At 62.8% G+C, this 25,076-nt stretch carries 18 protein-coding genes; 7 read left to right on the top strand and 11 right to left on the bottom strand.

The genetic code is table 11. The features are described 5' to 3' along the window. Positions 1 to 165 precede the first annotated feature (165 nt). Entirely contained in the window at positions 166 to 825 is a 660-nt protein-coding gene (locus NO877_RS13605) for a BUD32 family EKC/KEOPS complex subunit (protein ID WP_256396895.1), read from the top strand. 76 nt (positions 826 to 901) lie between these two features. Here the strand turns inward: NO877_RS13605 and NO877_RS13600 are convergent, their stop codons facing one another. Both NO877_RS13600 and NO877_RS13595 read right to left on the bottom strand, forming a co-directional pair. Further along, complete coding sequence (locus NO877_RS13600; RefSeq protein WP_256396894.1) at positions 902 to 1,747, bottom strand: hypothetical protein; 846 nt, start codon at positions 1,745 to 1,747, stop codon at positions 902 to 904. A gap of 137 nt (positions 1,748 to 1,884) precedes the next feature. Further along, complete coding sequence (locus tag NO877_RS13595; RefSeq protein WP_256396893.1) at positions 1,885 to 3,681, bottom strand: ABC transporter ATP-binding protein; 1,797 nt, start codon at positions 3,679 to 3,681, stop codon at positions 1,885 to 1,887. 456 nt (positions 3,682 to 4,137) lie between these two features. On the opposite strand from NO877_RS13595, the gene NO877_RS13590 reads away from it, so the two are divergent. After that, complete coding sequence (locus tag NO877_RS13590) at positions 4,138 to 5,676, top strand: DUF1616 domain-containing protein (protein WP_256396892.1); 1,539 nt, start codon at positions 4,138 to 4,140, stop codon at positions 5,674 to 5,676. Here the strand turns inward: NO877_RS13590 and NO877_RS13585 are convergent. Next, positions 5,660 to 6,832: a glycosyltransferase gene (locus NO877_RS13585; protein ID WP_256396891.1), complete on the bottom strand. Its 1,173-nt coding sequence runs from the start codon at positions 6,830 to 6,832 to the stop codon at positions 5,660 to 5,662. The two genes, NO877_RS13590 and NO877_RS13585, sit on opposite strands and share 17 nt — an antisense overlap. 228 nt (positions 6,833 to 7,060) lie before the next feature. Here NO877_RS13585 and NO877_RS13580 point away from each other — a divergent pair, with 228 nt between their 5' ends. Next, positions 7,061 to 8,920 carry a hypothetical protein gene (locus NO877_RS13580; protein WP_256396890.1) on the top strand — a complete coding sequence of 620 codons (1,860 nt, stop codon included), beginning with the start codon at positions 7,061 to 7,063 and terminating at the stop codon, positions 8,918 to 8,920. 186 nt (positions 8,921 to 9,106) lie between these two features. After that, positions 9,107 to 10,102: an ATP-grasp domain-containing protein gene (locus tag NO877_RS13575; RefSeq protein ID WP_256396889.1), complete on the top strand. Its 996-nt coding sequence runs from the start codon at positions 9,107 to 9,109 to the stop codon at positions 10,100 to 10,102. A gap of 53 nt (positions 10,103 to 10,155) precedes the next feature. On the opposite strand, the gene NO877_RS13570 is transcribed toward NO877_RS13575, so the two are convergent. Continuing rightward, positions 10,156 to 11,844, bottom strand: coding sequence for a carbohydrate-binding protein (locus NO877_RS13570; RefSeq protein ID WP_256396888.1), 1,689 nt, complete (start codon positions 11,842 to 11,844; stop codon positions 10,156 to 10,158). A 523-nt stretch (positions 11,845 to 12,367) separates the two neighbouring features. On the opposite strand from NO877_RS13570, the gene NO877_RS13565 reads away from it, so the two are divergent. Beyond that, positions 12,368 to 13,306 carry an NAD-dependent epimerase/dehydratase family protein gene (locus NO877_RS13565; protein ID WP_256396887.1) on the top strand — a complete coding sequence of 313 codons (939 nt, stop codon included), beginning with the start codon at positions 12,368 to 12,370 and terminating at the stop codon, positions 13,304 to 13,306. 22 nt (positions 13,307 to 13,328) lie between these two features. Here the strand turns inward: NO877_RS13565 and aglM are convergent, their stop codons facing one another. The 6 genes from aglM to NO877_RS13535 all read right to left on the bottom strand — a co-directional run bounded on the left by aglM (position 13,329) and on the right by NO877_RS13535 (position 21,987). Beyond that, entirely contained in the window at positions 13,329 to 14,609 is a 1,281-nt protein-coding gene (gene aglM, locus NO877_RS13560) for a UDP-glucose 6-dehydrogenase AglM (protein WP_256396886.1), read from the bottom strand. Positions 14,610 to 14,779: 170 nt separating this feature from the next. Further along, a complete protein-coding gene (locus NO877_RS13555) occupies positions 14,780 to 15,409 on the bottom strand; it encodes an RNA 2'-phosphotransferase (RefSeq protein WP_256396885.1) in 630 nt (209 codons plus the stop codon). Between the two features lie 25 nt (positions 15,410 to 15,434). Further along, the gene (locus tag NO877_RS13550) at positions 15,435 to 16,025 is read right to left on the bottom strand and encodes a DNA-3-methyladenine glycosylase family protein (RefSeq protein ID WP_256396884.1); all 591 of its coding nucleotides are present in this window, start codon (positions 16,023 to 16,025) and stop codon (positions 15,435 to 15,437) included. Between the two features lie 65 nt (positions 16,026 to 16,090). Then, a complete protein-coding gene (locus NO877_RS13545; protein ID WP_256396883.1) occupies positions 16,091 to 19,141 on the bottom strand; it encodes an FAD-binding and (Fe-S)-binding domain-containing protein in 3,051 nt (1,016 codons plus the stop codon). 45 nt (positions 19,142 to 19,186) lie between these two features. Further along, the gene (locus tag NO877_RS13540; protein ID WP_256396882.1) at positions 19,187 to 20,935 is read right to left on the bottom strand and encodes an L-lactate permease; all 1,749 of its coding nucleotides are present in this window, start codon (positions 20,933 to 20,935) and stop codon (positions 19,187 to 19,189) included. A gap of 353 nt (positions 20,936 to 21,288) precedes the next feature. Beyond that, a complete protein-coding gene (locus tag NO877_RS13535) occupies positions 21,289 to 21,987 on the bottom strand; it encodes an SDR family NAD(P)-dependent oxidoreductase (RefSeq protein WP_256396881.1) in 699 nt (232 codons plus the stop codon). Between the two features lie 126 nt (positions 21,988 to 22,113). Between NO877_RS13535 and NO877_RS13530 the strand changes: the two genes are divergently transcribed. Continuing rightward, positions 22,114 to 23,250 carry a serine hydrolase domain-containing protein gene (locus NO877_RS13530; protein WP_256396880.1) on the top strand — a complete coding sequence of 379 codons (1,137 nt, stop codon included), beginning with the start codon at positions 22,114 to 22,116 and terminating at the stop codon, positions 23,248 to 23,250. 31 nt (positions 23,251 to 23,281) lie between these two features. On the opposite strand, the gene NO877_RS13525 is transcribed toward NO877_RS13530, so the two are convergent. Further along, the gene (locus NO877_RS13525; protein WP_256396879.1) at positions 23,282 to 24,025 is read right to left on the bottom strand and encodes an SDR family oxidoreductase; all 744 of its coding nucleotides are present in this window, start codon (positions 24,023 to 24,025) and stop codon (positions 23,282 to 23,284) included. A gap of 112 nt (positions 24,026 to 24,137) precedes the next feature. Between NO877_RS13525 and NO877_RS13520 the strand changes: the two genes are divergently transcribed. Next, a complete protein-coding gene (locus NO877_RS13520) occupies positions 24,138 to 25,013 on the top strand; it encodes a DUF726 domain-containing protein (protein WP_256396878.1) in 876 nt (291 codons plus the stop codon). Positions 25,014 to 25,076 lie beyond the last annotated feature (63 nt).

The following is a 25,076-nucleotide window of genomic DNA, read 5'->3' as shown; positions in this document are numbered from 1 at the left end:
TCGGTCGGCTGCAGCGGCACCACAACCGTTTTCGGCGGTATTTGGCAGCGACAAGACCGTATTCGATGGACTGATCGGATGACAACACCTCCCTAACAGTCTTGTGGGCGACCGAAAGCCGGAGTGTAACTAACTGCCCTGATCGCCTCCGTTTCCGGGAGTACGATGGAACAGACGGATCTCGATTTCGAACGGATCGACAAGGTAGGGACGGCACAGTTTTTCATCTCGGAGGACGACCAGTATTTCAAAAAACGGGTGGCTGGCGAGACGGAGATTCTGACCAAGGAGTTCAAAAATCTCCAGCGAGCCAACGACATCCCGACAATCGACGGGCTGGAATTTATCAGGCCGGTCGACGTCTCCGACCAGTATCTCATCACCGAGTACGTCGACGCCGAAAGCCTGTTGGATTTCCTCTCGCCCGAGGCCTACGAGCAGTTCGGCAGCCGGTTGCGGAAGCTCCATCAGCACGGCCACACCCATAGTGAACTGCAGTTCAACGATGTCCTGTACGACGGGGAGACGTTCTATCTAACTGATCTGGGCTATCTCGACGAGCGCGAGCCCATCCACGACCTCGTCTCCCCGAAGGTCGGCATCGAGGTGTTCAAGATCAAACAGCCGTGGCGCTGGCGGCTGTTCGACCGCTGTTTCGATCGGTTCCTGGAGGGCTACGGCCACGAGAACGTCGATGGGGACCACTTCGATGAGTTCTACAACTGGTATTTTCAAAAACGCATAGACAGCTACAAAGACAGGGATGTCCTGAGCTGGCGGTTTTATCTCCTCTCGGTGCTGCGAAAGACGGGCGCGATAAAATAGGGCCCAGAGAGCAATCGTCCACTGCCGGGACACGAAGACGAGCAGCCGACAGGATGCGACTTATCGTGTTCTTGCCTTAGCGTTCGGCTCCGTCCGTGAGATCCGCTAGATCGGGGTGTGCGGGGTAGTCGTCGACCCCGCCATCACGGATCGCGTTCCGAAGCTGCTGCCACTGTTTGTGGCGAACGATGACATACACCGGAATCTCATCGATCCCGGCGAGCTTCGCCATCATGAGTCGGTGTTTGCCATCCGAGTTCTGTAACAGCTCCCCGTCACGCCCGACGTTGACCATCACCTCCGCGAAATCCTTCCGCCAGTCCGGGACGTCGTTCACGACGGCCTGCCGACGATAGCCGTTGGTTGTGATGTCGTTCCAGACCCGATCGAGTCGGCCACAGCGGTCACGCACGTCCTGGCGGGACGAACAGCTGTGCCACGTTGTTTCGCCCCGGTCGACCAGCTCGAACTGCTGCTGAATGAACGTCGTCTCTTCCCACGGAACTCCGTCTACGAAGTGGGATTCGAAGCAGTCGTAGAGAGTGTTGTGGAACTCCAGGAAATCGGCTCGCTGGCGGTCCCACGGCCCATCATACACCCGGTTCCGTTCGTCCCACCAATAAAAGTAGCCGACATCCCGATCGGGGTCCTCCAACCGGAGCTTGTACTCGATCCGTTCGGGATCGACGTATATTATTTTGTATGGGTCTGCATCACTGTATTTATACGGGTGTCGGTAATGCCGGTAGCTGTGGAGTAGTGTATCTCCTCGATGGTGTATCTGTCCAACGTATCTGTTTTTAAATAGAACGTACGAAACCGTCTTTCTGAGGACCCCACCGATCCCGGTACGATCGTATACGTCGAACGCTCGCTCGGGGAGGGAGGGGTTCCCGGACTGTCGGGTGTTCCGTAATGCCATGCGCTGTTGGTATTCAAACCGTAGTAACCGGTTAGTTAGTAACGTCCTACCGGAGTGTCAATTGAGGTTTACTGTATCGGACCGCGCCAGTGGGCTACTGTTCGGTTCCCAATGTCGGCGGCTCCGACAGTCGCTACCTACCGGCCGACCTGTGTCTGGTAGAGGCTCGCGTACTGACCGTCCTGATCGAGGAGTTCGCCGTGATGGCCGGACTCTTCGATCCGGCCGTCCTCGATCGTGTAGATACAGTCGGCGTTCTCGACCGTCGACAGTCGGTGGGCGATGGCGATCACGGTGTACTCCTGTTCCATCGCCTCGATCTCGCGTTGGACCTCCCGTTCGAGGTTGGTATCGAGGTTGCTTGTGGCCTCGTCGAGAACGAGCACGTCCGCGTCTTTCAGCAGTGCCCGTGCGAGTGCAACACGCTGTTTCTGTCCGCCGGAGAGCTGGACGCCGTCGTCGCCGAGGACGCTGTCGAACCCGTCGGGCATCTCGTCGAAGAACTCGTCGATTTTGGCGATCCGGCAGACTTCCTCCAGTTCGGCCTGCGAGACGTCGTCCCGATCGAAGGTGATGTTGAATTCGAGGGTATCGTCGAAGATGTAGGGGTTCTGCCGGACGACCGCAACGTTCGACCGCCACTCGCCGATATCGAGTTCGTCGAGCGGGACGCCACCGACCTCGATCCGTCCGTCGTCGACGGGATACATCCCAAGCAGTATCGAGACGAGCGTCGACTTGCCGCTGCCGGAGGTGCCGACGAAGGCCACGAACTCGTCCTCGTCGATCGTCACCGAGAAATCGTCGAGCACGGTCTCGTTGCCGTCATAGGTGAAGGTGATATCCTGATACTCGATGTCTTTGATGGGCGAGGGGACCGGACGGTCGCCGCCGACTTCCTCACGTTCGGCCGACAGCTCGTCGATGAACCGCTGGGTTCTGATGACGTGCGGGAGGTCACCTTCGATCTGGTAGAGCCGCTGGTTGAGCGTGCTCACTCGCGGTGCCAGCCGGAACATGGCGAAGAAGAACAACGCGAGGTTGCTGAGGGACAGCGAGATGACCGTGATCGCGACATAGACCAGGACGAAAACGGTGACGGCGCTCAGCCAGTTGTAGACGTTCGTGATCAGCGCGTCGTTACGGCGGAGTTTGATCGACGCGTGGGTGAAGTTGTTCACCGCGTCCTCGAAGGAATCGAAGAAGCGCTCGCGGAGGCCGAACAGCTTCACGGCCCTGATCCCCTGTGTTCCGGCTTGGACAGTCTCCTGAATGCGTTCGTTGGCCTCGGCGACGCGATCGCCGATGTCGTAGCCGGGCTCGATGACGTTCCGGACGAGGTAGGTCATCCCGCCGAGCAACACGGCCGCCAGTACCGTCAACGTCGGTGCGATATAGAACGCGATCCCCAGATACATCGCCGAGAGCAACACCTGCTGAAACATCTGGACGATCCGTTTGATCGACCGTCCGGCGTAGAACGTCTGAGTGATGATCGCGTTGAGGATCTCGTCGGAGCCTCGTGTGTCGAAAAATCCGATCCGGGCGTCGAGGGCGGCGTCGTAGGCCGACCGCTGGAGTTCACGGATGTACTGCGTCCGGAGTGACTCCCGGAGATAGGCGACGACGAAGCTCGTCCCGTACCGAACCGTGATGACGGCTGTCAGCCCGGCAACGATGTATTCGAGGGTGAACGGGACGCCGAACAGGTCGTACATCGTAATAAATGCGCCTAAGATTCCTGATGGATCACCCGACGGTGGCCCGTTTTGGGCGACTTCGATGACCGGCAGGATGAGGCTTATCCCGATGCCTTCGAAGATCGCCGTCACGAATCCGAAGACGACGATCAGCGAGACGAGTTTCGGATCGTACGAGGCGATGATCCGGAGCGCGTGGAACTTCTCTCGAAGTGAGATATCCGACTCCGACATTACTGGCTCCTTCCCCGATACTCCGCGTTCGTTCCTCGACCTCGTGGTCGAGCGATATGCAACCGATGTATGCGACGCTGCTCACGCACCGATGGCGGCTGGTGGGTCGATCCACTCTGCGGCCGACGCCCGCAAGCAGCACCCGTCGACCGTCCAACACACCTGCGCAGAGAACTCCCGGTAGCCGGTGTTGTGAACAACTCGTGACAGTCCATCGAGGCGTCGTACACCAACCACTAACTAAAGAATAGATCGACTACTCGGAGTAAGTCCTCCCAAACGCCGCTGGCTATTCTGGTATTTTACGCCAACTAAGTCGGTCTGTGGACGTTTTAGCCATCAAAAGCGAGTTCACAGCAGTCGCTCGCTACATGGCATCTACTTCCGGGATATCACTGGCATCGTGACCAGAAGGCGATCTATACTTATTGAGCATGGTAGCGAGGTCTGTGATCGATGGATGCGTCTGTCGACGACACACGGCCGTGGCACCGGTTCGGACGGTTGGGGAGCGACCTCGCCGTCGTGGCGGGACTCGCAGTAACGATCGGCGCGATACAGACGTCGCTGCTCCCAGTCCCCGACCCAATCCGCACGCTGAGTGGGTTTCCGTTGCTGTTTTTGCTGCCCGGATACGCGCTGGTCGCGGCGCTGTTCCCACGATCGCGGCCGATCATCGCACGCTCGCCGGACTCGCAGTCGACGTTTTTCGGACGGGAGCCGGACGATCGATCCGACGAATCCAGGACGCTCGTCCGTCTCACACTGTCGGTGGTCGCCAGTATCGCCGTTTCGAGTCTCGTGGGGATCGCTCTCGGAACGACCATCGGCTTCACAACCAGTCAGTTCGCCGTCGGGCTAACGAGTATCACTGCCCTCGCCGCACTCGTCGCACTCGCCCGCCGAGCACCCCTCGACCCCGAGATCCGGTATGCGCCCGCTGTCGGGAGCCGTCTCGTCGGGGCGAGTCGCTCGCTCGGCCGAGGCGGTCCCATCGGCGGACTGGTCCGGCTGGTCGTCATTGCGAGCCTCCTGATCTCGCTGGGAAGCGTCGCATACGCCGTGTCGGTTCCCCAACAGGGCGAAACGCCGACCGAACTGTATCTGCTGACCGAAAACGAGACCGGAGAGTTGACCGCCAGCGGCTACCCCTCCACGCTGGGAACGGACGAGCCACAAACCCTCCGGTTCGGCGTTCGGAACTACGAAGGAGTCGAACAGCGGTTTACGGTCGTTGTCACGATCGACCGCGTCGTGACCACCGACAACAGCTCGGTCGTCATCGAGCAGTCCGAAGTCGACCGCTTTTCGAAAACGCTGGCCCCCAACCAGTGGTGGCGGCAGTCCTACGAGGCCGACCCCCAGCTCTCGGGGTCGAACCTCCGGCTGACACACTACCTCTACCGTGGTGATGCGCCTTCCGACCCGACTGCCGAGGATGCCTACCGCGTTACCTACCTCCAGCTCTCGGATGACGGGACGGTACAGACGACAACCGAGGGGACTTCCCTGGATACTGTAAGCGTCGGATCGGCCGACGAGCCGGGGGAATCGGACGGCGACCCATCAGAATCGAGCAGCGATACGACGGAGTCGAGTACTGAGGAAGACCCTTCGGACAGTGATGACGAACAAGCAACTGATGAAAGTACGGAATCGGATGACGGAAGTACGGAATCAGATGACGGAAGTACGGAATCAGATGACGGAAGTACGGAATCGGATGACGGAAGTACGGAATCGGATGGCGAGAGTACGGAATCGGATGGCGAGAGTACGGAATCGGATGGCGAGAGTACGGAATCGGATGGCGAGAGTACAGAATCTGATGACGAAAGTACAGAGTCGGACGACGGGAGCACGGGGTCTGATGACGAGAGTACGGAGTTAGACGATGGGAGTACAGCAGCCGATGACGATGCGAGTACGGGATCGGATGACGAGACCACAGCGTCGGACGATGAGAGTTCGCAACCGATCAATGAGAGCGCATAGTCGCTTCGGGCGCTGCTGACATCCTCCCTGCTGTGACCTGCTCGTAGATCTCGTGGTAGGCCTCGACCGTCCGGTCGATTTCGTACCGTTCGGCCACACGGGTTAGAGACGCTCGGCCGAGCTGTGTTCTGTGATCGACAGCTCTCAGTGCGGCCATCGCATCAGCGAGTTCCGGTGGTGATTCCGGCGGCACGAGAAGCCCGGTCTCACTGTCGATGAACTCGGCGATTCCAGGAACCTCGGTGCCGACCAACGGCAGTCCCGACGCCATCGCTTCGAGCAGCGTCATCGGCATCCCCTCGTAGGCCGAGACCTGTGCGTAGGCGTCGGCGGCGGCGTAGTAGTCGTGAATCCGCGATGGCGACACGCGACCGACGATCGACACGTGGGCATCGAGCCCGCGATCCCGAACCGCCGCTTCCAGTTCGGATCGCTGTGGTCCATCGCCGACGATCGCGACGTGCACACCTGGATCGCCTAGGCGGTGGGTCAGCCGGTCGACGGCCCGAACCAGATCGAGCTGTCGCTTGGCCTCGATACAGCGGCCGACCTGCAACACCAGCAGCTCGTCGGCCACACCGAGATCGGCCCGCACCTGATCAGCAGCAGCCGACTGGAGCTGCTCCCGAAACCCCGCGACGTCGATTCCGTTGTAAATAGTCTCCACCAGCGTGTCGTCAGTCGGGCCGTCGAATGACCCGGCGACCGCATCCGAGACGAACACCGTCGCGTCGTCGTACCGCCGGGTGGCTCGTTCGAGCGTCCGCTCGATGGGGTGGTAGTTCTGCCGGACGCTGTGGTGGGTGGTGACAACTGCCGCATCCGCTCTCCGGCCGGCGATCCGCCCGAGCACTGCCCCATACGGGAGGTGACCGTGGACGACATCGACATCGTGGGTTCCGAAATACTGGAGCGTCCGGGCGACCGCACGCGGGTCGAACTGTGGTGGGTCCGTCCGCGCGCCCAAGTCGACGACGTCGACGCCCAGCGCCTCGAACTCGGAGCCGAACTCGTTGGGACCACCGGCATAACAGACGGTGTAGCTGACATGGGGTCGGTCGTCCAACGCGACGATATTCCTGAGGAGCGTCTGGGCCCCGCCAGCATCGAGGTGGTTGATGAGGAAACACACGTCGAGCGAATCGGACGTAGTCATTGGCTAGTCGGACGTCCCAACGGCTTTCGTTACCCGTTTCCTACTTGGCGTTGGCCGAGATCGCGACGTATCGGCCGTTTCCAGCCGCCTCCCCGGTATTTGTCACCCTTTCGTGCTCACACGCAGGTTCGTAGTCGACCTTTTCCCAGTTTATTACCGGACAATGGGTGGCTAACTTTGCTTGTGTATCCGATACTCCAGCGTAGCTAACCCTCTCGACTCACGACTATGACACAGCCCACATCACAATCGAGTCTGCGTAAGCAACTCACCGCCCTCTCTACGGGCAGCACCACCGCGTTTCGAACCCTGCTGTTGCTCGTCACCGGCGTCTGTAACGGTACCGTCGCCGTCTGGCTGGCCATCACCCCGCCCGCAACAGGTTACGAGGGGTCGATCTACGCGGCCTATCCGACCACGCTCTGGGCCGTATTCTTGCTCGGCCTCTCGGCTGCGATTCTGCTTGTGCTCCGCTCGGCGGTGGTGGGCGATCGCTCCTGGATCTACGGACTCGCATTCATCTGTTCGTTGTACGTGCTCTTTCATCTCCTCCCGTTGTTCCGCGGCTGGGCGATGTACGGCCGTGGCAGTGCCGACGCGTTGGCCCACCTCGGAACCGCCAAGCAGATTCTCGAAACGGGGGCGATTCCCGCCCACGACTGGTATCCCTCGGTCCACGTCCTGATCGCCGGACTCACCGCCTTCGGACTCCCGCTGCAGGCCTCGTCGTCGGTCCTGTCGGCGATTTTTACGCCACTGTATATCGTCTCGATGTACCTCCTCGGCCGGAGCATCTTGGGCGGACGGAAAGCCGGGCTCGCCGTGTTGGTCTGGAGTGTGCCGCTCGTCTTCCGAGAGTATCACCATTCGCTGCATCCGGCGATCTTTTCGTTCCTGCTGTTGCCCGTCTTTGCGGCGCTGCTCGTCGGTGCGTACAACAGCGACCGGCGGCGCTCACACGTCGCGTTCCTCGCCGTCCTCGGGCTGACACTGTTGTTCTTCCATCCGATTACGACCCTCTATTTGATCGGGATGCTGTTGGTGTCGCTCGTGGCCCGTGTCGTCTACAGTCGACTCACCGATCACGAGCTGCAGTACTCCTTGGAGCCGGTATTTGCGTTCGGGCTGGCCGCTGGCTGGGTCGCGTGGTTCTTCCAGTTCACACAGATCCAAGTGTTCGCCGGGCGCGTACTGAGCTCCAACAGTGACAGCGGCAGCGGCGGCGAGACCGACGGGACCGAGCCCGTTGCCTCCAGTCTTCTCGGTCGTCTCCAGGACGTGGGGGGCATCGAACAACTGGTAACGGGGTTCATCACGAACTACGGGACGCAGTTCGTCGTCTCGGCGCTTGCAGGAGTGGCCGTCCTCGGTGCAATAGGGTGGTATCTCTCGACACGAGAACTCAGGGGCGAGGATACGTGGCTCACCTTCCAGTTCGGGGCCGGGGTCGGGCTCACGTTCGTCGGCATCTTCTTTTATATTGTCGCGTCCAACCCGATCCGCAATGCACGGTATATGCTCCTGTTTGCGACGCTGCTCGCGGGGCTGCTCCTCTATCGATCGCTCACCGACCGGCTGTCGTGGTCGCCGGGAACGGGGAAAGCCGTGCAGGTCGTGCTCGTGGTCTTGCTGCTCTCGACGGCGGGGCTGTCGGTGATGACCTCCTACAACGACAACTACCATCTGACCCACGCCGAAGATCGGGGGACAGACTGGTACTTCGACTATCGCTCCGACGAGGCGGTGGGTGCTGCCGCCGACGTAAGCTACAAAATGCGGGAGTACAGCGTGGGTGGTGATTTCGGAACCTCGAAGTTCCGCGAGTTCGGCAGCGAGTCCGCGACGCTCGACAAGCGCTTCGGCTACGCGGACCATGAGTCGGTCGGGACGGCCGTCGACGGCTACGAGACGTATATCGCGACCAAACCGTATGATACGACGGTTCCGAAATTCCTCGACCCCTCGGTTCGAGAGAAACACACGGCCTACTACGAGGAAGACCTCCAGCGACTGGGTACCGACAGGGGTGCCGACAGGATCTATGCGAACGGCGGCTACACGGTCTGGTACGTCGACCCCGAGGAGTAAGCAACCCTCTCGCTCCCACAGAATAGTCGATCCGATCAACTATCGGCCTGTTTTCGATCCAGGACGTTCCGAATCGCACAGAGACTGTCGACCTCACATCCGGTTCGGCATCGGAAAACGCGAGAGCGGCCCAGTTCGCATGGTAGGCGGCGCACAACTTTACGATCCTATTTAAAACACCAGTATATGGTAACCGTTCTGCTCACCGGTGTTGGCGGTGCGGCTGGGATCGGCGCAATAGGATCGCTTCGTCGGACCACCGACCACGAACTGATCGGCGTCGACATGGACCCCGAGGCCGCCGGACTCTTCATGGCTGACGCTGCGGCGACAGTGCCTCCAGCCACCGCTGATGACTGGGTCGAGGCAATGGTACGGATCGCCACCCGGCACGATGTCGACGTTATCGTCCCGACGGTCGACGAGGAGATCCCTCGGCTCCCCGAACTCCGGTCGGCACTCCCGGAGGTCGGAATCGTGGCCCCACGGCAGGCGGTCGTCGCGGTCGCACGCGACAAATACCGCACCAGCCGCGTGCTTGAGGCCGCTGGCCACGCGGTTCCACGGACGTGGCTCGGGACAGCCGCCGAGGAGATCCCCGACGACGCCTATCCGCTGATCGGAAAGCCCCGAGCCGGTCGTGGGAGCCGGGGGATCGAACGGCTCGATTCGGCCGCCGAGCTTCCTGGATTCGTGGCCGAAGTTGATGATCCGGAACAGGTCGTCCTCCAGGAGCGAATCGACGGCACGGAGTACACGACGAGCGTTGTGGCGACCGGTGACAATCGCCTGCTCGGGACGGTCCCCAAGGAAGCCATCGAGAAGCAGGGCTCGACGGTCCGCGGTGTCACCCGTGCGGAGCCAGCCGTCCAGGAGTCGTGCCGTGCGATCTCCGAGACGCTCGCCCCGGCCGGACCGATCAACGTCCAACAGATCCTCGACGACGGGACGGCCTACACCATCGAAATCAACCCGCGGTTTTCCTCGACGGCGTGTCTGACCGTCGCTGCGGGCGTCGACGAACTCGATCTGCTGATCCGTGATGCCGTCGGTGAGACGGTCGACTCACGCGGTGAGTTCGATCCGGGTACGCATCTCATCCGGTATCTCGACCAGGTGATCGTCTCCGAGGAGACGCTCGAACACGCCACCGAGGAACCGCAGGCCGAACCGACGCAGTAGGTGGTAGGACTGTCCTACCGGCGAGTAGGAGCTGCTTACTCCGATCGAAGCCGCTACTGGACCCGCTCCAGTTCGAGGGCGTCGATGTTGCCGAAGTCCTCGCCGATGGCTTCGATGCGGAGCGTCGAACTCCCTTCGGGGAGGCTGATGCGTTCGGTGGTCGTCTCCCACGTTGTCCACGCACCGGTCGACTCGACAGTGATCTCGCGCTGAGCGCCGCCAGCAGTGAGCAGACCGGTCCGGTCGGCAGCGCCCAGGGCGTACCGGATCGTCAGATCGAACTCGCTGGCTGCGTCGGTGTCGACGTCCCACTGAACGTAGCTGTCCGATTCGCGGAAGTTGACGAAGCCGTCGCCGGTGTAGCCCGCATGTTCGGACTGATACAGCGCGTTGCCGAGATCGGCATCCTGCGGCAGCAGCCGCATCGAGGTCCACCCCTCGTCTGCGGTTTCCTCACGAGGAGTAAGCGTGACCGCATCGACGTTGCCGAAGTCCTCGCCGGTGGCTTCGATGCGGAGGGTCGAACTCCCTTCCGGGAGGGTGACTCGCTGGGTCGTAGTCTCCCAGTTCGTCCACCCATCAGTCGAGGGGACGGTCACCGCCTGCTGGCTGCCGCCAGCGGTGAGGCGGCCGGTTCGGTCGTCAGCGCCCAGCGCATATCGGAGTGTCAGGTCGTAGTCGGTGGTCGTCGCCGACTCGACGTCCCACTGGACGTAGCTGTCGGATGCGCGGAAGTTGACGAAGCCGTCGCCGGTGTAGCCCGCGTGTTCGGACTGATACAGCGCGTTGCCGATCTCGCCATCCCTCGGCAACAGCGTTTTGCTCGTCGGCGAGTCGGGTGTATCGTCGGGCGTTTCGTCGGTCGGTGAGTCGGTTGAAACCCGACTGAGAGCGACGCTATCGACGTTGCCGAAGTCCTCGCCGATGGCCTCGATCCTGATCGTCGAACCCCCCTCGGGAAGCGACACGCGCTCGGTGGTCGTCTCCCAGTTCGTCCACCCACCGGTCGACTCGACGGTGATTTCGCGGCGGGTCGCTCCGCCGGTGAGCAGGCCGGTCCGGTCGTCAGCGCCGAGCGCATACCGGATGGTGAGGTCGAACTCGGCGCTCGTCTCGGTCGTAACGTCCCACTGAACGTAACTGTCCGACTCGCGGAAGTTGACGAAGCCGTCGCCGGTGTAGCCCGCGTGTTCGGACTCGTAGGGTGCGTTGACGATGGTTCCATCCCGAGGCAACAGCGTCGACTCGTCGCCGAGACCGGCTGTGGCCGTTCGGGTCGTAAACTGTCGTTCGGTCCCGGTATCGTTGCGCCCGTTGGTATCGGTCGCGACGAGGCGGAACACGTAGGTCGTCCCCGGCGTCAGCTCGTCGATAGTTGCGGTAACGTCACCGGGCTCCGACACCTGCTGTCTGCTTGTTGTCCGTTGTTGGTCGGAGCTGACTGCCCCCCACTCGAAGACTACACCGACGCTGTCGGCTCCGCCGAGATCGGTGACTGTTCCCCCGAGCCTTGCACTCGTCTGTCCGATTTCGGTTGCACTGCCCGTGCTAACTGCGATCGAGCCGTCGACGCTCGGCGTCCCGTACGCACCGAGTCCGTAGCCGCCGAGCCCATAGCCGCTCGGTTCGACGTCCGTTGCTGCGCTCACGACGCCGGTCTGCGCTCCCGTTACGGCACCGCCGACCGACAGGCCAGCGAGTTTCAGATACGACCGTCTGTTGAATTCGTTTGTAGTAGGCATAGATTACTCTTGGTTGCTGATCGGGTCGCGACCCGACACGACAGTAGGTTTTACCAGCCATATTTAAAACTTCTAAAATTATTGGTATTATATAATTAAAAAACAGCAATTGAACAAGTAAGATAGAACAATCTTTATACTATATAACCCGATCTAGTACGCATCCGTATTTATATTGGTGAATCGGGATACTACCGCTGTTTGCAGCGGGTCTGAATCACGGACTGTGGTTAGTATGATCTCCTTACTTCGCTGGATACTCGATTACGATCACAGTAACGCGTACTATATTCGGTGGCATGGGCATGCTACCCCTCGTTGGTCTCGCCAGCTCCAGCCCGCGTGTGACCGCAGTTACACACCGAATAACCGATTGCGTGCCGTTGGTCGACCAGCAGTATATTGTTTTTAATTTCTGTCTAAAAAACACGAATTAAATACTGGACTGTTTCTATTCGACGTCTCTCCGCGGAGATCGGTTGCTGGTTCATTACATTATATCGTGGCCTGATCTGCTGTTCCAATGTCCGACTACGAACCCGACGGCAGGACGATTCTCGTCACGGGCGGTGCGGGATTTATTGGGAGCCACATCGTCGACGCTGTGGTGGATCGAAACGACGTGCGCGTCCTGGATTCGCTGTCGACCGGCTCACGGGAGAACCTCCACCCCGATGCCCGACTGATCGAGGGCGATATCCGTGATGAGGAGACGCTCGATGCGGCGATGGAGGGCGTCGACATCGTCTTCCACAAGGCCGCGATGGTGAGTGTGCCAGCCTCCGTCGAACAGCCGACAGCCTGCCACGACATCAATGGCACCGCGACGTTGAAGCTCCTGGAAGCCGCCAGAGCCAACGACAGCCGCGTCATCTTTGCTTCGAGTGCGGCGATCTACGGCCATCCCGACGAGCTACCGATCGCCGAAGCCGCCCCGAAACGGCCCGCCTCACCCTACGGGCTCGAAAAGCTCACTGCCGACTACTACACCCGGATCTACGCCGACCGATACGGGCTTGAGACGGTCAACCTCCGATATTTCAACGTCTACGGCCCCCGGCAGACCGGCGGTCAGTACAGCGGTGTCATCAGCACGTTCCTCGACCAGGCCCGCGCTGGTGAGCCTATTACGGTCGAGGGCGACGGCGAGCAGACCCGCGATTTCGTCCACGTCGAAGACGTCGTCCAGGCCAACCTCAGGGCGGCGACAGCCGACAGGACCGGGACCAGCTACAACATCGGCACCGGCTCCAACATCACGATTCGGGAGCTGGCAGAAACAGTCCAACGCGTCACCGACACCGAAAGTGAGATCGTCCACACCGATCCGCGGCCCGGGGACATCGACCGGAGCGAAGCCGACATCTCGAAGGCCCGTGAGGGGCTCGGCTACAGGCCGACGGTGACTGTCGAAGACGGGCTCTCGCAGCTCGTCTCCTCGCGGCAATCGTCCGACTCGTAGGGCGGTCGGTTCCCGGCTGTCGTCACCACGTGAGCCCCTCGTAAGTGAGTTCGTCGGTCGGCTCGACAATGCGGCGGCCGTCGACGACGATCGGCTCGGCCATCGCCTCGAACTCGGAATCAAGGCTCGCAAACTCCTCCCAGTCGGTGACGACGACGGCTCCCGCGGCACCGTCGAGGGCCTCGGCGGCGCTGTCGGCATACTCGATCTCCGGAATCCGCTCGCGCATACTCTCGGTGGCGACCGGATCGTAGCCGACGACACGTGCCCCCCGTTCAAGCAGGCCGGTGATGACCGGGATCGCCCGCGAGTTCCTGACGTCGTCGGTCCGGGGTTTGAAGCTCAGCCCGAGGACGGCGATGCGTTTGTCGGCGACATCGACGTGTTCGTCGAGCAGGTCGAGCAGTCGCTTGGGTTGGCGGTCGTTCACATCGACGGCGGCCTCCAGGATCCGTGGGGTGTACTTTTCGCCGCGCGCGGCGGCGATCAGTGCATCGACGTCCTTCGGGAAACACGACCCGCCCCAGCCGACACCCGACCGGAGGAACCGCTCGCTGATCCGATCGTCGAGCCCGATGGCGTCCATCACCTCGTAGGCATCGAGGCCGAACTCCTTGCAGATGTTCCCGAGATCGTTGACCAGCGAGATCTTCGTCGCCAGAAAGGCGTTGTTGGCGTATTTGATCATCATCGCCGTCTCGGGATCGGTCTCGATGGTCGGCACGTCGGCGGCGAGTGGCTCGTAGAGCTCCTGGAGCCTCTCGGTGGCCCACGCCGAGTCGGTGCCGAAGACGAGCTTGTCGGGCTGTTGGAAATCCGAAACGGCCGACCCCTCCCGGAGGAACTCGGGGTTGGTCGCTAGTTCGACCTCGCCGTCGCCGAGCCCCGCCTCCAACGCCGACCGAACCTCGGAGATCCCCGGTGGCGTGATCGTCGATTTGACGGCGATAAGCGGTCGGTCGTCGGCGTCGATCTCTGCAAGCGATTCGCCGAGTGCCTCCGCCGCGGAAGTAATTCCACCCAGATCGATACGGCCGTCGGCATACGACGGCGTGCCGATCGCAAGGAAGGTCACGTCGCTTTCCTCGACGGCCCCGTAGTCGGTCGTCGCGCGGAGCCGGTCGCCGCTGTGGGTCGCCACCAGCTCGTCGAGTCCCGGCTCGGAGACCGGCGAGCGGCCCCTGTTGATCGTCTCGACGATTTCCGTATCGATGTCGATGGCCGTCACTTCGTGGCCGAGGGCTGCAAGACACGCCGAGAGCGTCGTCCCGACGTAGCCGCTGCCGATTACTGTAATATGCACACCGGATACCCACCACGAACCTACAATATTATACTCTCCCTACCGATACCGTCGGCAGTCTGTGGTGTCCTGGATTCCTCGACCAAATTCGATAGGCGACGGCTACCACGTCCCTTCGGGCGGGCCTCGGGAGACACCATCCCAGTCGAGCGGTCGACCTCTGGGGCCGATCACTCGTGGCGACTGATGTACGTCGGCGGCACGTGGTCGGTCGTATAGACCTCCCGGCCGCGTTTGGTGATCTCGTTGCTGTCGGCCTCCAGTGCCGCGGCGTCGACCGCCAAAATCACCGGCTTGCTGGCGTGACGGCGTCCGACCTCGCGGGCGGCCGCAACCGAGCCGCTGAGATGGACGTGCTGTCGGGCCATCGGTTTGAGTCCCTCCTGGCGAATCGCCGGGAGCGCCTCGGGTGCGGTGCCGTGGTAAAGCACGTCGGGAACGGGCGTATCGCTGGACTCCAGCGAGACATCGACCGAGTGGCCGTAGGCCGCCCGAATCCGGTTGCCGTCGACCTCAAAGCGCCCTTTCGGATCGGTCCGGACGATCGCCTTGATCGCCGCCTCGTCGAGCCAGTCGTATTTGTCGAGGGTTCGCTGAACGACCCTCTCGAAGTCGGCCCAGCCTGCCGCATCGAGATCGAGGCCGACGTCGTCCGGGAAGTGGCGCAACGCGCCGCTGAGGAACTTCGAGGCACGGGTACGGTTCGCTGCCGAGACGACTTGGGTGCCCGCCGTCTCACAGACCGGACACCGTGCGCCTTCGAAGATTCCGTGGTCGTCGCAGGTTCGGATCTCGCTCATGGCTGGTCTTACTGTCGGCCCCCTATCAATCCGACTCGTAGTCGGCCCAAATGTATCGGGTGGCAACGCTCCGATACGGTCGCCACTGTTCGGCGATCGAACGCATCTCCGCGCGGGTTAACTCCTCGCCGTCGGCGTACAGCTGCTCGATCCCGCGCCGAACGGCGAGGTCGCCGAGCGGCAGGATGTCGGGCCGTCGAAGGACGAACAGCAGATACATCCGTGCAGTCCACTCGCCGATCCCCTTGATTTCCGTCAGCCGGTCTACGACCTCCGCGTTCGAACAGTCGGCCAACCCCGACCGCGTGTAATCGCCCGTTTGAAACGCCCGGCCAGCGTTTCGCAGATATTCGATCTTCTGTCCGGAGAGCCCGGCCGCCCGAAGGGCTTCGTCCTCGGCCTCCAGGATCGCCTCCGGTGTGAGTTCGCCGTCGACCAGCTCGAAGACGCGCTCGCGGATCGCGCTTGCACTCGCCGTCGAGAGCTGTTGGTTGATAATCGAGATACAGAGCCGCTCGTACTCGTCCCAGTCGGGCTCCGCATACGGGTCGTGTGTTTCGATCAGCCGGGCCATCACGGGGTCCTCGCGGAGCACGGGCAGTGCGTCGGAAATCATTCGTGCTGTATCGAGCTTCGTGCCGCGAGGAAAAAGGCATCTCGCTCGTTTTCTCACCTTCGACGCTACAGCGAGACCGCAGCCGCCAGCTTCTCGATCGGATGCGGCGGTTTCCCGTCGATGCCCTCGTAATCGTCGAGCTGTGAACGACACGACGTCCCGGGGGCGACGATCTCCTCGGCGGCCGAATCGTCGGCGGCGTCGAACAGCAGCCGACCGATCGCCTGGCTCATCGAGTAGTGTTCGGCCTCGTAGCCGAACGAACCCGCCATGCCACAGCAGGTCGTATCCAGGACATCGACTTCGTAGCCCGCCCGCCGGAGGACACCCACCGCGTGGTGGTCCCGGCTGGCGGCCGTCTGGTGGCAGTGGCCGTGGTACGAGAGCAGCCCCTCGCCCTCGGTGTTGAGTGCTTCGTCCAGCCGGAACGTATCGAGATACTCCATCACGCTGTAGCTGTTGGCGGCGACCGCCTCCACGTCCTCGCCTGCCAGTAGGTCGAGGTAGTCTTCCTGATACATTACCGCATCCGAGGGTTCGACGCTGACGACGTCCCAGCCCTCCTCGACCCGCGGCGCGAGCGCCTCGACGTTTGCCTCCGCGGTGGCTTTCGACTGGTCCAGGAGGCTCTTCGAGTGGGCCGGTCGGCCGCTGTCGGTCACATCCTCGGGAATCTCGACGTAGACACCGGCGGCCTCCAGCGTTCGGACGGCTGCCTTGCCGACCTCGGGCTGGGTGTAGTTCGTGTATGGGTCGGCGATCAGCAGCGCCTTCCGGTCGGCCTCGGCCTCGGAGAGCGCCGGAAGCCGCGTTTCGTCCCACTTCTGTAGGGTTTCCCGTTTAAATGTCGGGAGCTCGCGCTCACGGGCGATCCCCAGCGTTTTCTCCAGCAGGAGCCCGCTGCCGGGGAGTTTGGCTGCGAGGTTCGACACTGGCGCGAACGTGCTGCCGAGGCTATAGAGCGTCTCGACGTTGGCGAACAGCCGATCACGGAGCGGGATGCCCTCCCGATTGTGGTGTTCATGTTTGACCTCCGTTTTGAGCTTCGCCATGTCGACGCCGCTGGGACAGTCCCGCTTGCAGCCCTTGCAGCCGATACAGAGATCGAGCACCTCGGTGGTGAACTCCTCGCTGAACACGTCGTCCGGGAGGTCGCCGCTCATCGCCCGGCGGAGCATGTTCGCCCGGCCGCGCGTGGAGGTGATCTCCTCGTTTTCGGTCGCCCGGTAGGTCGGACACATGATCGAGCCGGTCGTTTCCTGATGGCCGGTACAGCCCGCACAGCCATGACAGAGTTCGGCCATCCCCTGGAAGCCGTTCTCGTTGGCCCACTGCAATTCCGGCTCGAACCCGGCGTCGAACTCGTAGTCGGCGTCGTACCGGAGGTTCTCTCGGGGGTCCGAATCGCCGCAGACGTTGCCCGGATTCAACAGGCCTTGGGGATCGAACGCGGTTTTGACCCGTTTAAACGCGTTCCAGATCTCCTCGCCGTACAGCTTCCGGTTCCACGTCGACCGCGCCCGGCCGTCGCCGTGTTCGCCGGAGACCGAGCCGCCGTATTCGATGACCAGATCGGTGACGGCATCGGAGATCTCGAACATCGTCTCGATGCCGTCCTCGGCCTTGAGGTTGATCAGCGGCCGAATGTGCAGGACGCCGGGCCCGGCGTGGGCGTAGTAGGAGGCGAAGGTGTCGTACTCGTCGAAGAGTTCCTGGATATCTTCAACGTACTCCGGGAGGTTTGCGGCCGGGACCGCCGTGTCCTCGACGAACGGCCAGTGTTTCTCGTCGCCAGTCCGCGACAGGAGAATCGGGAGTCCGGCCTTCCGCATCTTCCAGAACTTGGCCTGGCGGTCGTCGTCGTAGGCTTCCAGCGCATCGACGGCCTGCAGCTCGTCGGCAGTCGTCTCGCTTGCGCCCTCGCTGGGGTCGACAGCTGTTTTATAAGAGGGGAGCCGGTCGGCCAGCAGATCGGCGACCTTCTGTTTGCCCTCTGCGACCGAGTCGGCGTAGAACTCGACCAACAGCGTCGAATCGGTGTCGTCGGGGAGCGTCCCCACGGCCTCTTTGAACTCCGGCGTTTCGCGGGCCAAATCGAGCAGCACGTCGTCCATCACCTCGACGGCGGCCGGATCGTGTTCCAGGATCGGCGCGACGTCGTGCATCGCCGAGAGTACGTCGTCGTAGGTCAGCAGGACGACCGAGGTTTCGTTGGGGATCGGTTCCAACGAGACGGTCGCCTCGGTGACGATGCCGAGGGTCCCTTCACTCCCGGCCATCAGCCGACCGACGTTGACCTCGCCGCGTTCCTCGGCGTCCTCGAGGAGTTTGTCGAAGTTGTACCCCGAGACGTTTCGCATCAGATCCGGGTAGCGGTCTTTGATCTCCCCGCGTTGGTTGCGGAGTATGTCGGATACGACCGCGTACACCTGCTGTTCGATTCCCGGTTCGTCGACTGCCTCGGCTTCCTCGGCCCGCTCGTGGAGTTCGTCGACAGTCATCCAGTCGAAGGTGGTGACCGTGCCGTCCGCGAGGACGACTTCCACCGATTCGAGATAGCCGTCGGCCTTCTCGTATTTCAGCGAGTGGGCCCCCGTGGTGTTGTTGCCGATACAGCCGCCGAGGACGCTCTTGTCGCCCCACGCCGGATCGGGGGCGTATTTGAGGCCGTGTTCTTCGAGACGGCCGTTCAGCCGCGCGAGGGTGATCCCCGGCTCGGCGGTCACCGTCGCTGCCTCGGGGTCGACCGCGATGACATCGTTGAACTCCTTTTTGAAATCCAGGACGACCGCCTCGTTGACCGTCTGGCCCGCGAGGCTGGTGCCGCCGCCGCGCGGTAGCACCGGAATCTCCTCCTCGGCGCAGTACTGCATAACTGCCTGTACGTCGTCGGTCGAGGTAGGAACAACGACGCCCACCGGGAGCTGGTGGTAGGCGCTGGCGTCGGTCGCATACAGGTTGCGCGTGTAGCTGTCGAAGCGGACCTCGCCGTCGACCAGGGCTTCGAGATCGTCGACGAGGCCCGGCTCTTCGACGTCCGGGCTTCGGTAGTCGTAGTTGCTTCGTGCGTCGGTCGCTGGATCGACGGGCGTCGACCCCTGTGTTGGTTTGCTCATGGGTAGGATTGGAAGGTGATTGCCAAATAATACGGCACCGTCGTCTTAGAACACTGTCGGGAAGACGACGTAGACGCCGAGGGCCGTCAGGAGTCCACCCCCCACAATGTAATAGGCGACCGGGAGCAGATTCAGCCGAATCACCCGGCCGGTCGATCCCACCAGCCCGACGGTCGCCAGCGCCGCGATCACGTTGTGGATGGCGATCGTGTTGCCGACCGCCGCACCGATCGTCTGGGCCGCGAGCAGGACGGTCGTTGGCATCCCGAGTGCGGTGCCGATCTCGAACTGAAAAGCGCTGAAGGTGATGTTGCTGACCGTGATCGATCCGGCGACGAACGAGCCGATCAACCCGACCACGGGCGCGACAAGCGGGTAGGCCCCGCCGACCGCCGCGGCCGTTCCGTCGGCGAGGACGACGATCATGCTCCCGTCGACCGGCGCGCCCCCGTGGGCATTGGTCGACAGCATGACCTCGACCATGCCGATGACGAACACCAACACGACAGCTGGTGAGATGATCTTGCCGAAGGCCTCCCGCCACGCGCCCTTGACCTGCTGGCCCGACATCCCGAAGATCGGGATGGCGATGAGTGCGCTGACCAGGAGCCACGTGCCGGGGACGTAGGCCCAGCCGATCGCGCCCTCGATTCCCGTGCCGAAGATGTCCCACTGGATGGCCATCAGCGGGCCGTTCTGCAGGAACGTCGCAACGGGATCAATAACGCGTGTCCCGATCAGCAACACGACGAGGACGAGGTACGGCGACCACGCCCGGAGCAGCCCCATCGAGGGTGTCTCGACCGACGGGGCGGCCGTTTCGGTGCCGCCGTCGGCGGCCGTTCCCGCTCCTGTTCCAGCGGTCGACCCGACGTCGTCGCCGCCGGGTTCGATCTCGCCGACCCAGTGGTCGGGCCACTCCTCGCGCGGTGGGAAGTCCCAGTGGGTGTCGGGTTCGAACAGCCCCGCCTTGAGCAGCCCGACGACGATGCCTGCCCCGATCATCGAGGCGAACAGTGAGGGGAGCTCCGGGCCGATGAGGTAGGCCGCGCCCGCGTACGGAATCGCGAAGGCGAACCCGGCGACGATCGCCAGCGGAACGACCTCTCGGACGGGAGCCAGCGTCCGCTCCTCGCCGAAGAAGTAGACGACCATCGCCACCGCGATCAGCGGCATGAAGATCCCGAGTATGCCGTTGAAAAGCCCCGCGTAGATCGCCGCCTCCGCGGAGTACTGGGCGACGCTCATCCCGGTTCCGGCGGCGATCTCGCCTTCGACTGCGGCCAGTGGGGTCTCGAAGCCGACGATGATCGGCGTCCCGACCGCGCCGAAGACGGTGGCGATCGCGTGGCCGATGAGCGCGGCGACGACCGCCGCCAGCGCCGGAAAGCCCAAGGCAAGAAGGAGGGGCGCAACGACCGCGGCGGGCGTGCCGAATCCGGCGACGCCCTCGATGAACGTCGCCAGGAAGAAGCCCAAGAGGATCACCTGGACGCGGCGGTCGTCGCTGATCGTCGCGAAGCCAGCGTTGATCCGGTCGACCGCTCCCGAGCGCATCAGCGTATATAACAGCACGAGCGCGCCGAAGACGATCCAGAGGATCTCGACCGCCGCCATCACCCCGCTGAGACTGGCCGCCGCGACATACGAGGCTGGCATCTCCCAGACGGTGAAGGCGATCACTGCAGCCGCGGCCCACGCGACCGGCATGACGCGGACGGCGGGCCACAGCAATCCGACGAGCAGGACCGCCACGATCAAGAGCGGCACCACCGCAAGCAGTGTTTCAACCATCGGTCTCTCCCCTGGATCGTCGGCCACTGTCGGACGGAGTCGTTCGACTCCTCTCGGTTCGGTTGTCTCCCAGCACACTGACCGTATCGAGTGACGCCGTCCCATCGACACGCCGCCTCACGGCGGTAATCTCTCTGATGGACTGTTTTGTTTCACTCATACTATAACTCGACTCCATCCTTTCCTCACCATTTAGTATGCGGGTATTTGAGCAACGGTAACGATTCCCGAATGCGAAAAACTGTCGATAGATATATGTATAAGTTCAAACAATCGCTGCCGATCGTTCACGGTGGTCGTCTCGAAGGGCCCCCGAGTCAGGTGGCTCCGGTCGCCAAGACGACTGCACTGGCTCACCACTCTTTTCGGCTTGTATCCCGCCAGAACCCGCCGCTCGGCGAATCGGGCCGGAACCGGGCGAGCCAGACCGGGGTTTCGGCCCCCTTTTCAGGGGTCCGGGGCGCGCTGCCGTCGGTCATGTCGGTCCGGACGTATCCTGGACACACCGAGTTCGCCAACAACCACCTATCACTGTACTCGCCGTCAAGATAGCAAGTCAACCCGTTGAGCCCCGTTTTCGAGATTCGGTAGGCCGCCATCCCACCGGACTGCGGTTGGGTGATCGCGCCGAGACCCGAGGAGACGTTGACTACGCGACCGCCCCGCCGCTCCAACAGGAGGTCGAGTGCCTGCTTCGTCAGGTGGATTGGGCCACGGAGGTTGGTATCCAGCGTCCGGTCGACCGTCTCGGCGGCCATCTCGTCGAGCGGCCCGCGGCTGTCCATCACCCCGGCATTGTTGACGAGGATATCCAACCGTCCCGTCTCGTCGGCGATCCGGCCGACAGCGGCTGCACGCTGCTCAGGGCTGGTCATGTCGAGTTCGATCGCCCGCCAGTCGGCAGTTGTGATATCTGCGGTATCCCGAGCCCCCGCGTAGACGGTTGCGCCGAGGTCGACGAGGCCGTCGGCGATCCGTTTGCCGATTCCGCGTGTCGCGCCGGTCACCAGTGCGACCTGTCCGTCGAGGCTCTCGTACAGTGGACCGTCCATACCGTCTACAGGGGCGCGTCGACGATAGATGTGTCACAGATACACGCGTTACCAGTTTATACCAGTTTATTTCTATGTCGATAACTGAGCACCAAACGTTTTCCGTCTGCTTTGTGAGTACCACTCATGGAGTCGGTTACTAACACACATGGCACGGACGGTATCCGAGCACTGTTCGATCGACAATTGGCTGTCGGCCTCACTCACGGCGCACAACTGGTTGTCTACGACGGCACCGAGCGCGTCCTCGACCTCGCTGGTGGGACGACCGGCCCCGATGGAGACGAAACGACTCCCGAAACGAAACACCTCATCTGGTCGTGTACCAAACCCCTCGCGGGTACGTGTCTCCACCAGCTCGCCGAGGACGGCCAGGTTGCCTACGACGATCCGGTAGTCGACCACTGGCCGTCGTTCGCCCGCGGCGACGACCGCAAGGAATCGGTGACCGTTCGTCACGTCCTGAGCCACCAGACCGGAATGCCAACGAGCGAGTTGGACGGCGACCCCTCGCAGTGGGGTGACTGGGAGGGCATCGTCGAGACGATGGAAACCCAGTCGCTCGACGACGAGCCGGGGACCACCGCGGCCTACCACACCATGAGCTACGGCTGGCTCGTCGGCGAACTCGTCCGGCGGATCTCCGGCCAACCGATCGACGAGTATGCCGCCGAGAACGTCTTCGAACCGCTCGGATTGGACCAGACGAGTATCGGCGTCCGTGATGGCAACCCCGAGGCGGTCGCCGACGTGGCGGGCTTCGACGTGTTCGATCGGTGTGCGGACCCCGAAGAGGGGCTGGCCGACCTCACGCCGTCGGCGGCCGCCCAACTCGGCAACAGTCCAGGAGTCCTGCAGGCGGTCGTCCCCGCGGCGAACGGGATCAGTACAGCCCGCGATCTCGGGAAATTCGTCGCCGCGATGGCCAACGGCGGCGCGCTCGACGGCACGCGGCTCCTGGAGCCCGAGACGGTCGACGCGGCGACCGGCCTCCAGATCGAGACCGACGACGACGGCACGCTCTCTCGGCCGATGCGGTATGCGATGGGCTACTGGCGCGGCGGCGCGGTGTCGGATCTGTTCGGCACGCTCTCGTCGCCCGAAACCTTCGGCCACGTCGGTCTCGGCAGTATCGTCGCGTGGGCCGATCCGACGGCCGATCTCGCCTTCGCCTACGTCTGCAACGGGGTCCGTGAGGAGTCCTACGAACACGCCGCCCGCGTCAACCAGCTCGCCGACGCCGTCTATCAGGTCTACGGCTAACCTGCGATACCGGTGGCTGTGAATCGGCTACTCAGAAGTTGTCGGCGAACTTGTCGCGGCGGTTGATATCGATCTCGCTCAGGCTCGACTGCTCGCGCGTGGCCGCGAAAACAATAGCATCGGCGACTTCTTCGGGTTCGGTGGCCTCGCTTTCGTCGAAGACCTCGGCGAACGTCCGGCCGTCGGTGGCCTCGAACTCCGAGCGGACCTCCGAGGGATTGATGACCGTGACGCCGACCCCGTCGTCGCCGACCTGTGCGGCAACGCTTTTCGCGAACCCCCGGACCCACCACTTCGAGGCCGCATACACCGGATTGAACGACCGTGGGTACTGCCCGGCGAAGCTCCCGAGAAAGACCAGGTGGCCTTCGCGCTCGCGGATGTGCGGGATCGCCGCTCGCGTCAAATAAAAGACGCCGTCGACGTTGGTCTCCTGGATAGCCTCGTACTCCTCGGTCGACAACGTTTCGACATCGCTCCCCCGGGCGAGCCCAGCGTTGTTCACCAGGATATCGATACCGTCGAAAGCGTTGAGCGTCTCCGAAATCAGGGCATCGACGGCGTACTCCTTCCGGACGTCGGTGGGGACGGTCAGCGTCTCGACGCCGTAGTCGGACTCGATTCCGTCGGCGACCGCCGCCAGCTCCGCCTCGCGTCGAGCCGCGAGCACGACGTTCGCCCCCGCCGCCGCGAGCTGCCGACAGGTCGCTGCGCCGATTCCCGCGCTCGCACCGGTGACGATCGCCGTCTGTCCATCGAGTGAGTCACTGAACATACAGGACCCGTCGTCACCCGGTGTTTAAAAATGGTCGGCAGCAACCCGTGAGGGAACCCCGAGTGGTGTGACTGGCCGAAACAGTGGATATTTATCAGATTCGACTGTATGGGTGTCTATCACAGACTCTTCAGGCGAGAGCGGCCGGTCGCGGCTAACGCGTCGGCGGCTGCTGATCGGTGCAGGTGGCATAGTCGGCGGTCTCGGCGCTGGCGGGCTGTACGTCGCCAGCGAGCTCCAGGGCGATTTCGGCAACTACACCGCGGCCGATTCGGCTCCGGCGGTCACCACCCGCGGGCGAGTCGACCCCGAATCCGAGGAAACGGCGAGCGCCGAAGTCGACGGCGAGTGGGCCTTCGAGGAGGCCGACGATCTGTTCCTGTTCGTCCACGGCTTCGAAACCGACGACACCACCGCCCGCGACCAGGCCGCCGCGATGGAGACCGGCCTCGAATCGCTCCGGCTCACGCCGGTGGTCCCCTTCAGCTGGGACTCCGATCTCGAGTGGGGACCCGCTAAAGAGATGGCCGACGCCAACGCCGAGCCGCTGGCCGACTGGCTGGTAGACTGGGCCGACTCCGATGGCCGCCCGGTCCACGTCGTGGGCTACTCGCTGGGGGCTCGTGTCACCTGCGGGGCGCTGTTCGCCCTGGCCATGCGTGGCCGCGGCGACGCCGTCGCGTCGGTGTCGCTGCTCGGTGGAGCGATCCCGAACGACAGCGTCGGGCGCGACACGCAGTACGGCGAGGCGATCCACACGCTTGATATCCCCGTAACGAACTTCCACAACGCCGACGACCGCGTGCTCGGCTGGATCTACCGGCTCTCGGATCGCACCCAGGCAGTCGGCCAGACGGGACTCGCCGACTCGGCTGACGCGCCGGAGGGCTACGAGGACGTCAACGTAACTGAGCAGGTGCCGGATCACTACTCGTACTTCCAGCCCGAGGAGGGCTGTCTCCCGCGGGTCGTCGACCGACTGCCCTGACCGGTTATATATCGCTCCCGTTTGGTCCGTAGGCGTGGCTATTCGTGGCTTTATGCAATGACC

This window comes from Halohasta litorea (genome assembly GCF_024494645.1).
In the GTDB taxonomy this organism is placed as follows: Archaea; Halobacteriota; Halobacteria; order Halobacteriales; family Haloferacaceae; genus Halohasta; species Halohasta litorea.
The sequence above is the reverse complement of the archived record's forward strand: the minus strand, read 5'-3'. Positions and strand labels throughout refer to the sequence as shown.